Origin of the sequence: Corynebacterium sp. KPL2825 (assembly GCF_037908445.1) — a bacterium.
Taxonomy (GTDB): domain Bacteria; phylum Actinomycetota; class Actinomycetes; order Mycobacteriales; family Mycobacteriaceae; genus Corynebacterium; species Corynebacterium kefirresidentii.
The window spans coordinates 60482-69379 of sequence record NZ_JBBMGI010000013.1 but is presented as its reverse complement, the minus strand read 5'-3'; the positions used below and the strand labels follow the sequence as shown (position 1 = coordinate 69379).

At 54.5% G+C, this 8898-nt stretch carries 10 protein-coding genes and 1 pseudogene; 2 read left to right on the top strand and 9 right to left on the bottom strand.

Annotated elements, in window-relative coordinates:
* Positions 1–273: 273 nt before the first annotated feature.
* The 6 genes from WMQ00_RS10455 to WMQ00_RS12035 all read right to left on the bottom strand — a co-directional run bounded on the left by WMQ00_RS10455 (position 274) and on the right by WMQ00_RS12035 (position 3479).
* The gene (locus WMQ00_RS10455; RefSeq protein WP_317001830.1) at positions 274–891 is read right to left on the bottom strand and encodes a class I SAM-dependent methyltransferase; all 618 of its coding nucleotides are present in this window, start codon (positions 889–891) and stop codon (positions 274–276) included.
* A 766-nt stretch (positions 892–1657) separates the two neighbouring features.
* Positions 1658–1957, bottom strand: a complete 300-nt coding sequence (locus WMQ00_RS10450; RefSeq protein WP_317001831.1) for a hypothetical protein — start codon at positions 1955–1957, stop codon at positions 1658–1660.
* Between the two features lie 14 nt (positions 1958–1971).
* Positions 1972–2298, bottom strand: a complete 327-nt coding sequence (locus tag WMQ00_RS10445) for a hypothetical protein (protein ID WP_299140774.1) — start codon at positions 2296–2298, stop codon at positions 1972–1974.
* A 2-nt stretch (positions 2299–2300) separates the two neighbouring features.
* On the bottom strand, positions 2301–2423 hold the full coding sequence (locus tag WMQ00_RS10440) for a hypothetical protein (RefSeq protein WP_299140776.1): 123 nt from the start codon (positions 2421–2423) through the stop codon (positions 2301–2303).
* Positions 2420–2599, bottom strand: coding sequence for a hypothetical protein (locus WMQ00_RS10435; RefSeq protein WP_299140779.1), 180 nt, complete (start codon positions 2597–2599; stop codon positions 2420–2422). The genes WMQ00_RS10440 and WMQ00_RS10435 overlap by 4 nt, the downstream gene beginning before the upstream one ends.
* 577 nt (positions 2600–3176) lie before the next feature.
* Positions 3177–3479, bottom strand: a complete 303-nt coding sequence (locus tag WMQ00_RS12035; RefSeq protein ID WP_445293067.1) for a hypothetical protein — start codon at positions 3477–3479, stop codon at positions 3177–3179.
* A 170-nt stretch (positions 3480–3649) separates the two neighbouring features.
* On the opposite strand from WMQ00_RS12035, the pseudogene WMQ00_RS10430 reads away from it, so the two are divergent.
* A pseudogene (locus WMQ00_RS10430) lies at positions 3650–4360 on the top strand (IS6 family transposase).
* Between the two features lie 262 nt (positions 4361–4622).
* Here WMQ00_RS10430 and WMQ00_RS10425 read toward each other — a convergent pair.
* On the bottom strand, positions 4623–5759 hold the full coding sequence (locus WMQ00_RS10425; RefSeq protein ID WP_299137754.1) for an epoxide hydrolase family protein: 1137 nt from the start codon (positions 5757–5759) through the stop codon (positions 4623–4625).
* Positions 5760–5820: 61 nt separating this feature from the next.
* Positions 5821–6777, bottom strand: a complete 957-nt coding sequence (locus tag WMQ00_RS10420) for a helix-turn-helix transcriptional regulator (protein WP_299137753.1) — start codon at positions 6775–6777, stop codon at positions 5821–5823.
* Between the two features lie 711 nt (positions 6778–7488).
* On the opposite strand from WMQ00_RS10420, the gene WMQ00_RS10415 reads away from it, so the two are divergent.
* A complete protein-coding gene (locus tag WMQ00_RS10415) occupies positions 7489–7920 on the top strand; it encodes a hypothetical protein (RefSeq protein ID WP_299137752.1) in 432 nt (143 codons plus the stop codon).
* Between the two features lie 121 nt (positions 7921–8041).
* Here WMQ00_RS10415 and WMQ00_RS10410 read toward each other — a convergent pair whose 3' ends face one another.
* Positions 8042–8542 (bottom strand): hypothetical protein, encoded by a 501-nt coding sequence (locus WMQ00_RS10410; RefSeq protein WP_299137751.1) that lies wholly within the window; start codon positions 8540–8542, stop codon positions 8042–8044.
* Positions 8543–8898 lie beyond the last annotated feature (356 nt).

Here is an 8898-nt window from a genome sequence, read left to right as displayed (position 1 = left end):
AATCCTCGGCGGCGCAACCCCACGTGAAATACTTAACGAACTATTCAAGCGTGGCGCATCCACCGCTTGATTCCGCCTCTCCTATCTGCTGTTTTGGTTTTCCGGTTTTGGGGTGTGAGTAGAGGTGCTGGGCTCTCTTGGAGAGCAAAGTCGATGAGGTTTCAAAAATGCTTTTCACTCGCCCCGTTTCGTGCAGGGGTGGAAGGTTGCCGGCCTGACTTAGGGGCTACTGACTTGTCGAATGTGTCGGTGCCAGGTGGTTGGGTTGCTGGATTAGGAGTTAGTAGATCCGCCGGATGGTTTAGTCCACCTGAGTGTGTATCGGTAGTAAAAACGTCGTTGAATGCGGCATCCGGGGAGAACAATTTTGGCTATGTCGCAAATTTCTTTCAGCGACTTTTGTGGTTTTGAAGTCTTCATACCGGGATAATATTCTTCACGATGGACTTTACTCATCAAACGCACTGGGATGACGAGTGCCCCAGAGATGAACCAGTCGGCCGCAGTTTTGTTGGAGGCAATCCCTATCACGAATAGTTCTCCTCCGGGTGATAGGAGTTCTGCGAGCCGTTTGAGTGCCGGTTCGAGTGGGAGGTGGTGGAGTGTTGCCACTGCCGTGATGAGATCGAACTGCTGTCCTAGTAGTTCTGGGGCGTCGAAAACATCGCCGAGAATTACAGTTGCGTTTGGGACGGTGGCCAGAAGGGCCCTCGCCTGTTTGACTGCATGGGGGTCTGAGTCTATGCCTCTTACGTCATGGACTACCTCCGCGAATTTGCTGACTAGTAGTCCGTCTCCCGAACCAACGTCAAGGACTTTCGAATCCGGCCCCGGGGCAGCGGCGAGCAGTTCAGAATGGTAGGCCGTGTTGTGATTCCAGCGATCTGTCATGGCATGGTCAATTTTACCGAATTGGATGGAGCTGAATTGTCAGAATCCTGCAAGCTAACTATTGGGACAATCGTTCCATTATTAATTTGTAGTTCACTTGCCGCCGCAACAGACTCAGAGGAAGCGCAAGATGAGGCGTCCTGCGTTGCGTTTCGTCTATTTCGGTATTTTTTAAGAGACTGAATTAAGAGTGGAAAGGAAATGGTACATGACTCGGGCCGGTTGAATTGCGTTGGGTTATTCCCGGTGGAGTTCGGGACAACCCAGGCGCCTTCTAGTTCGATGGTTCCACTGGCGGCGAGGGTTTGGATGGTGTGCATGATGCTTGCGATAGCTGCAAGTTTGGTGTCGAAATGGTCGAGGTGTGCTATTAATTCCTGGAGTGTGATGGGTGCAACTCGGGGTCTACGGGGTTGTCTTCCAGATTTGTATTCGCGGAATGTTTTTGACCGTAGGCCACGACGTCGTTGCTACGAAGTCGGTGCGCATTCCCGATGGTCGGTAGGGCCTGACACCCTCCGTATGGCTAGCCCTATAGGCTATGAACTGCATACTTTATCTCTTACCCTCGACACAGAGAGCTTTCTGTTGCTCTACCTATTGCTCCGGTTGCGGGCGCGCTGTAAGGCGGTATGGTTTTGGGTGTCCGCAGCGCACCTCCCCCGGCGCATAGTCGGACGGAAGGAAAATAAAAAAGCCACAATCCCCCCACAGGTGGCTTCTCCCCTAGTGCTTCCAACGACGAGAAGCACTAGGGGAGTTTCCTTTATTGCGCGCTTTCCAGCTTTTCTTTGAGGCTAGTGGCTAAGTCTAGGAGTTCGTCTGGGTTATCTGCGGGCCTCTGCTGAGACAGGTTCCGTTGTGCTGCGTGCACAAACTTAGCGAGTGTGCCGGCGTCGCGGGCCAGTGGGGAAGTGGCAGGCAACTCCGCTTGTATTGCTTGCAGGTGCTTGGCAGCACTGTTGGCGGCGTTTAGTGCGTACTCGTAGTCTCCAGTATCCCCGTGCGCCCCAATAAACAAGGCGCACAGGTGCGTGTCTTGGGCTTCATGAACAATGTCGGCCATTGCCCGCTCCTTAGTCATGCCGTTTTCCAAGTTCTTTTTATTTTTGTCGAAGCCTTCCACGCTCTTCCTAAGTTAAGGGTTTGAAGAACAGTAAGCATCATGATCCAACCAACCCCCTCTATGCCGGACTCTGGTTCCGCACCAGTAAGAAAAGCGACTGTGATTACAAGCCCCTGAACAATAAAAATTATTGAAGGGAATTTCACTTTAGCGGCCCCAATGAACAGCCCTATTCCGACCACCAGTAGGGCCAGGAAAGCCCCTATGAGCAAGTCGCCACCGCTCCTTTCGTCGTAATATTCAACCAGTTGGAACAGTGCAAACAGCGCAACTTGAATCACGATTAGCGCCCTTGTTCGATAAAAGCTTCTAGTGCTTCAGCCACAAGGGCCTGCAGGGTGACGCCGCGCGAGCGGGCCGCATCAGTCGCTCGAGCCTTGAGGTCAGCAGGCACGCGTACGTTCATCGATACAAGCGCGGGGGGCGTGGCAGCGGCAGCTCCAGGGCGTGGAGGGTAGCGACTTGGACGTCCTCGATGGTGTAGTGCTCGCCTAGGCGGTGAGCAGCCTCCGGGGCGAAAGACTCCAGGCGGGCGCGGGCAGCTTGGGCAGCGGGTGAGGGCGGACGTTTACGTGTAGACATGATTTCATGTGTACACATAGGCGAGCTAGGTTGCTACTTTTTATTACTACCGCGCTAGCTAGCTTGCTATCTAGCATTCTTTCTAGCACCTCCTCTTTCTCCAGGACGCGGGATTTTCCTACGGAAGTAAACTCGCGTACTTCGGTAAATCGCCTGCATAAGGCGCGCTTTGTTTCTTCTGTTGCCGAGGGGTACCAATCCCATGGGCCGTCATTGGATAGCAGGTAAAGCGAGGTATATGCGGCCTGTCTATCCGCATACCGTGCGGCTAGCTTGCAGGGGTAGGGGTCGCTCATGGTGAGCAGCTGTGACACTGGGAGCTGACCACGAAATTCGTCCAAGATGAGCACGTCATGCGCATCAGATCCATCAAAAGCGCCGCTATTGTAGTAGGTGGCGCGGTAAATATCGGCCCAATCCGCGCTTTCTAGGGCACTGCGAGTTTTTCCAGTTCCAGTAGCGCCGAAAAAGCATTTTACCTGTACATCGCGCATTTTACGGCCCCAGGGTTCGGCATTGCGTGCTTCAATTAGCGTCTGGCATTGGCGCTCGAATTTCCAAGCGTTTTCGTTGCTAGCTAGCAAGCTAGATAGCTTGCAGTTAGAGGACATGATTTCTTCGCGAAGCTCCTCCAAGTCAGAGCGTTGACCTTGACTCTCCTTGAAGTCGATTTCGCCTTTGACCAGCGGCAATTCGCCTTGGACTCGCGTTTTTCCTTGGTCACGTAGGCTACTGCTTCACGAGCAGTTCCGCGCCTAGGCTCCAGATGTGCTGTCGGGAGCTTATTTTTTAGCGTGCTAAATCGTATCGGCTGGTCGTGGGATAGGTATATCTGCCAGTGTAAATAGCCGCTTTTCCCTTTTCTAGCTGACCAAAATATGCCGAGTAGCTAGCTAGCTTGCTTGCTTTCTACTTCGTCTCTGCTAACACCTTTGTCTCCATCTGCGGGAATCGTTAGCAGCCAGTCGCGTGTTCGCTGGTCAGAGTGGTTTTGGTGGTGCTGTTGCAAAGTTGGGGCAGTAGGAAGAGCGAGGTGAAATAATCACAGCCATGGGTATCTTCTCCGGTTGTCATTTCCCCGTGACATCATTCTGTGGGCAGTGCGGTGGTACTGCCGCTACGGGGTGAGCTACCGCGCTCTGGAGGAAATGATGACTTCAGCGGGGCGTGCCGGTCGATCACACCAGGATCTACCGCTGGGTCCAGAAATACGCGCCTGAGCTGGACCAGCAAACACGGTGGTACCGGCAGGTACCTGACTGGCAGGCCAGTTCCTGGCGGGTGGATGAGACCTATATCCGGGTCGGCGGCAGGTGGTGCTGCCTCTATCGGGCGATTACCGCCGGTGGTCAGACCCTGGACTTTTACCTCTCTTCGGAGCGAAACGTGGCCGCAGCGAAGTGTTTCCTGGCCAAGGCCGTCAGATCCAATGCGTCAGCCGGGTATCTCAGAGTGATCAACGCCGATAAAGCACCCTGCCTAGCCAGGGCAATCGCCGAGTTGAAGTCAGAGGGAATCTGCCCGCCAACAGTGGAACACCGGTAGGTGAAATACCTCAACAACATCCTGGAAGGCGACCATGGTCGGCTGAAGCGGATCCTCGGGCCGAAAGGCGCGTTTAAGAACCGGACATCTGTATATCGGACGTTGAAAGAGATGGAGGCGATGCACTCCTTGCGGAAAGGGCAAGGCGCGATGTTTGCCAACAGGCAACCGAACCCGGACGCGGTGATCGTCAACCGGGTCTTCCAGAATATCTAAGCAGGCTGGGCCATAATGCTGGCCAGGCGACGAAGAAAGGAGTGTTCGCGGTTCTCCACCCAACTTTGCAACAGCACCCTATCTGTTACGGCTGGCGGGTCGTCTACATCGTCACCGTACTGATCGTCCTGACGGTCGCCGCCTTACATGAAAGCATTGCCGCCAAATGTGTCCGTGCCTTCTTTGCCGTGTTGTGTTGGTCGGGTCCTGCCGCGCCGCTACATGGAGGGCCGCGGCATAGCAGGCACGACAGGAATGTGGGTCAGGACAGGTGCCCGATGGCGCAGCGAATGTCAGTTGCGACGAGGTCTGGCTGCTCCCAGGCAGCGAAGTGCCCACCCTTAGCGGCTTCGGTCCAGTGCACGATCTCGTCAGTATTCTCCGCGATGCGGCGCACTGGTCGACTGATGTCGTTGGGCATGACCAAGATGGCTGTAGGGACGTCGGACTTGGAAAGAGGAGCGGTCCAGTCGGGGCGTCCGTACTTGTAGTAGCGAGCGGCCGATCCCGCCGTGCGGAAGAACCAGTAGATCGACACTGCGGTGAGCATCTGGTCGCGTCCGAGAAGTGCGTCAGGGTTCTCCTCGGTGCTGGTCCAGTCGTGGAAGCGCTCGACCATCCAGGACATCTGTCCGATGGGCGAGTCGGTCAGTGCGTAGGCCAGTGATTGTGGGCGGGTGGACTGAAGTATGGCGTAGGCGCTCAGGTCGTGCTGATATCGGATGCCGCGCGCGACAGCCTCCGCTTCGGCCGGATTAGACATGTCAGCGGTGTCGCGGGTAAGGCCCTCGCCACCCAGCATCCCTGTGGTGTGAATGCCTGCGACCGCTTCAGGATGTTGGATTCCCAAATTGCGAACGATTCCGGATCCCGTGTCGTAGCCGTGCGCGAGGAACCGGTCGTATCCGAGCCGGTGCATCAGGGTGGCGAAGGCGTCAGCGACGCGGCTTACGGTCCAACCGTTCGCGGGGCCGGAGATCCCGAACCCTGGAATGGTGGGGATCACGACGTGAAAGGCCTGTTGATCTTCTCCGGGATCCGTGAGCTGAGGCAGCATGTCGAGGAAGTCTACTGGTGTGCCAGGCCAGCCATGCACGAGGAGTAAGGGCTTGGCTTCAGGTTGTTGCGAGAGTTGGTGGAAGAAGTGAATGTCGTGTCCGTCGATTGGAGTCGTGAATTGCGGCACGGCATTGATGCGGGCCTCCTGGGCGCGCCAGTCGAAACCGTCCTTCCAGTAGGCGGTGAGCTCCTTGGCGTAGTCAAGAGGAAGTCCGTCAGCCCAGTCATCGGTGGGGCCTCGGTCGGGCCAGCGCACGGACTCAAGTCGCTGCCGCAAGTCGGTGAGTTCGCTTTCGTCAATGTGGAGAGTGAACGGTGAAATCTGTGTCGTTGTGTTCATGCCTACAACTTAATCAGCCCTTGTGGACACAGGTTGGCCACAAGTCCAACGATCAGTCAGATTAGGGCATAGTCGCCTCAATTAGTCGCTTGCCCCAGGCCTGCAAATGATGCCTGGCCTCTTTGGGCTCGTGAACCTTGAATGGTGCACCGATGCTGGTGAGGCCGAAGGCGACCCAATCAAGCTGATCTGCGGCGATCGTGACGTTGCAGGACCCCGGGCCGGTCGGCTCGATACTGGCATACTCACCAAGAACCTCTTCCGCTCGCGCAGCATTCGCTTGGACGGTGGCGCGCACCAGGTGGAGCGACCGCGCGGCGGTCAGGCCCTCGGACAAGAACGTCGAAGCATCGCCGCTCGGGAGTTGCCGTTGGGCGAAGGAATCCCCAGTCGGTTGTGCCTCGGCGATGCGATCCACGCGGAATAGTCGCCAGTCCTGCCTCAGTAGGTCAAAGGCGACAAGGTATAGCAGACCCTCCCGCGAGACGAGGTCGTGCGGTTCGACTTCGCGGGTAGACTTCGCTCCACCTGCTGTGCTGTAAGCAATCAATATTCTTTCGCTACGGCGGGAAGCAGTGGCGACGGTAGTGATGACTCGCACCTCACTGATGGGACGTCGTTTGCCGGGCGGCGAGGAGATAGTAATGCTCCGTAGGGCCTCAACCTGACGACGTACCTTTGGCGGAAGGACCTCCATGAGCTTCACCAGCGCGCTCACCGTCGCATCGATGTCGGAGTCGGCTGCCTTGGCGGTTGCGTAGGTCAGTCCGAGCACAACGACCACCGCCTCGTCCTCAGAAAGCATTAACGGAGGCAACGCGGACTTACCCGTTAAGGCGTAGCCCCCACCGGTTCCTCGGCTCGCGCTAATCGGATAGCCGAGCTCCTGCAGAGTGGTCACGTCACGGCGTAGTGTGCGTGGGCTAATCTCCAAGCGTTCAGCCAGTTCAGCCGCGGACCACAATCGTCCCGAGTGCAACAAGGTCAGCAACTCAAGAAGGCGCGTTTTGCTCGACATGGGTCGATTTTATCTGACTGTCCCGTAGGTGTTAGGACAGCTTGTTGAATGGATCTCTCAAGGCCTGTCGGGGGCTCTGATCATACGAGAGAAAGAGATACTTGGGAGCACCTTCGAGTGGGGCCCGCATCGATCAACGTCTCCGGTCAGTACACGCCTACAACATCGCCCAGGCTGTTGGAGCAGATAACCGCGAGCCAGAGATGCCACCAACCCGTGATCGCCTGACGATGGCTCGTCGCGTGCGTGGTTATGTCCTCGGCAACAAACGCTCTAGTAGTTCAGGAACGTCCATAGGAGGCGCTGGAAGCGCCACAGCCCGCGAGCGCAAAGCGCTGGCCACCATGGGGCGCAAAGGCGGCCAGAAAGCCGCAGAACGATGGAACGACCGCAACAGTGACTACGCTCGGTCTGCATTAGAACGGCTGGAGGGGATTCAACGCCGAAAGAAGGTGAAGGGGCAGACCACTAGAGCGCAAATTCAAGCGATCGTAGGTCAGAGCATTCTTGAAACAGGAAGAACCCCTACACGTAAAGAGATAGCCGCTGAAGTTGGCTGTAATCAACGGTTACATGTGTCGTCCGTCTTGGAGAGAATAAGAATCAGAGCACGATTCTAGAAATAAACCCTTGAGGGTATTTTTCGGCTGTAAAATACAGTGAATTGGTGCAGGACAAAATTTTTGCGCATTGAAGTGTGGAGTGTGGAACGTGAACGCTGAGTGGAGCTCATCAGCTTTCGGGGGGTATATGAATTCTCTTTTGAAGAGATATTTTGCTGAAGAAAACCTGATTTCCCCCGGGGCTGTCGAGCTTAGAGCGGCTTGGAGAACGCCTCGATTCGTCTACTGCGTATTTTCAGTAATGTCTACGCGAGGGCTTGCGTATCTTGGCATGGAATTGCCCCCAATACCGAGTACTGGGGGCGTCTCTTCGGAGGAAGATACTGCTGTAAAAGGTTGGGCGGATAAACTTGCTGGAGACCCATTTGCCGGGGACTTGGACTATGGATCAGGAGATAAAATTGACTGGCTTGGGGAAGTCAGCAACAACGTTCCTCAGCATTTTATGGAATTGAGAAGGATGAAAGCAGACAGAAGAGTAGACGCAGAGCTTTACATTCCGCTAACGGGTCACGGCTAACCTTTTCTTAGGTCTTATCGGATTTATTTTTGATGAAAATCATTAGCACAAACAAAAGTGACCCTAACTGCTCTAGTTAGGGTCACTTTTCTTGCATCATGATTTTACGATTTAATTACGCTCAAACCGTAAACGGACGTCCGTAGTCAATGTACTCATTACTCTTTTCCTGGAACGGAGCTAAAAGGTAGCGGCTTTTCCAAGGGCAAGGAACTCTCCACAGATAGTAATCATTACCTACATATCCGTCTTCCCGTAGCACTCCTTCTGTCTCAGGGCGGGGGCGTACAACTCCAATAACCTTTTCGGGGACAAGGGCTCTACGACCTACTGGATCTGTCCACTGGAAATCATGTTCCCATCCTTCGTCAAAATCACACCCATCAAAATAAACTAATACCTCACTCGGCGAACTGAGAGAATGGGGAGGGTTCGCTATCGGAATTTCCTCGTACCAAATGTCATGGTCTACTTTTTTGCCTTCATCAATCCACTCGAGAATCTCGTGCTCATCAAAACTGGCACCTGCAAGAACCTGGATTGCACTACCCTGGATTGCACTACCATGCGAGTCTAGAAGGAAGCGTTTGACGTAGGCGAGATAAATATTAGATATATGCATTAACCGAGTCCTATCTTTTAAAGGTTGCCAGGAATCTTACATTCAACGCGAGTCGGATTACTATAAGCCCTCGCATAATAAGTTCCCGTTGAGGTAACAATTGTTCCTTCAGTTACCCCGATAAATGAGGTTTCGACGTTTCCAATGCAATCTTGTTCCACGTCAAGCAAGCTGTAGCTTATAATTCTTCCCGACCAACCGGGGTGCATATTAGGCATCCACCAAACAAGGATCAGGCCCGTTTTCCGTCAGTCAGATAATGAAGACGACGGTTCTGGCCGTGTCGGGTAGCAGCTATTTACGATGACCTGATGGCGGATACGAATCATCTCGCATTAAGTGGTCAAGTACCTTCG

Excerpts from the sequence above, each read along its gene's own strand:
- WMQ00_RS10410 (WP_299137751.1), bottom strand. The coding sequence starts at position 8,542 with ATGCATATATCTAATATTTATCTCGCCTACGTCAAACGCTTCCTTCTA.
- WMQ00_RS10420 (WP_299137753.1), bottom strand. The coding sequence starts at position 6,777 with ATGTCGAGCAAAACGCGCCTTCTTGAGTTGCTGACCTTGTTGCACTCG.
- WMQ00_RS10440 (WP_299140776.1), bottom strand. The coding sequence starts at position 2,423 with ATGAACGTACGCGTGCCTGCTGACCTCAAGGCTCGAGCGACTGATGCG.
- WMQ00_RS10425 (WP_299137754.1), bottom strand. The coding sequence starts at position 5,759 with ATGAACACAACGACACAGATTTCACCGTTCACTCTCCACATTGACGAA.
- WMQ00_RS10455 (WP_317001830.1), bottom strand. The coding sequence starts at position 891 with ATGACAGATCGCTGGAATCACAACACGGCCTACCATTCTGAACTGCTC.
- WMQ00_RS10450 (WP_317001831.1), bottom strand. The coding sequence starts at position 1,957 with ATGGCCGACATTGTTCATGAAGCCCAAGACACGCACCTGTGCGCCTTG.
- WMQ00_RS10435 (WP_299140779.1), bottom strand. The coding sequence starts at position 2,599 with ATGTCTACACGTAAACGTCCGCCCTCACCCGCTGCCCAAGCTGCCCGC.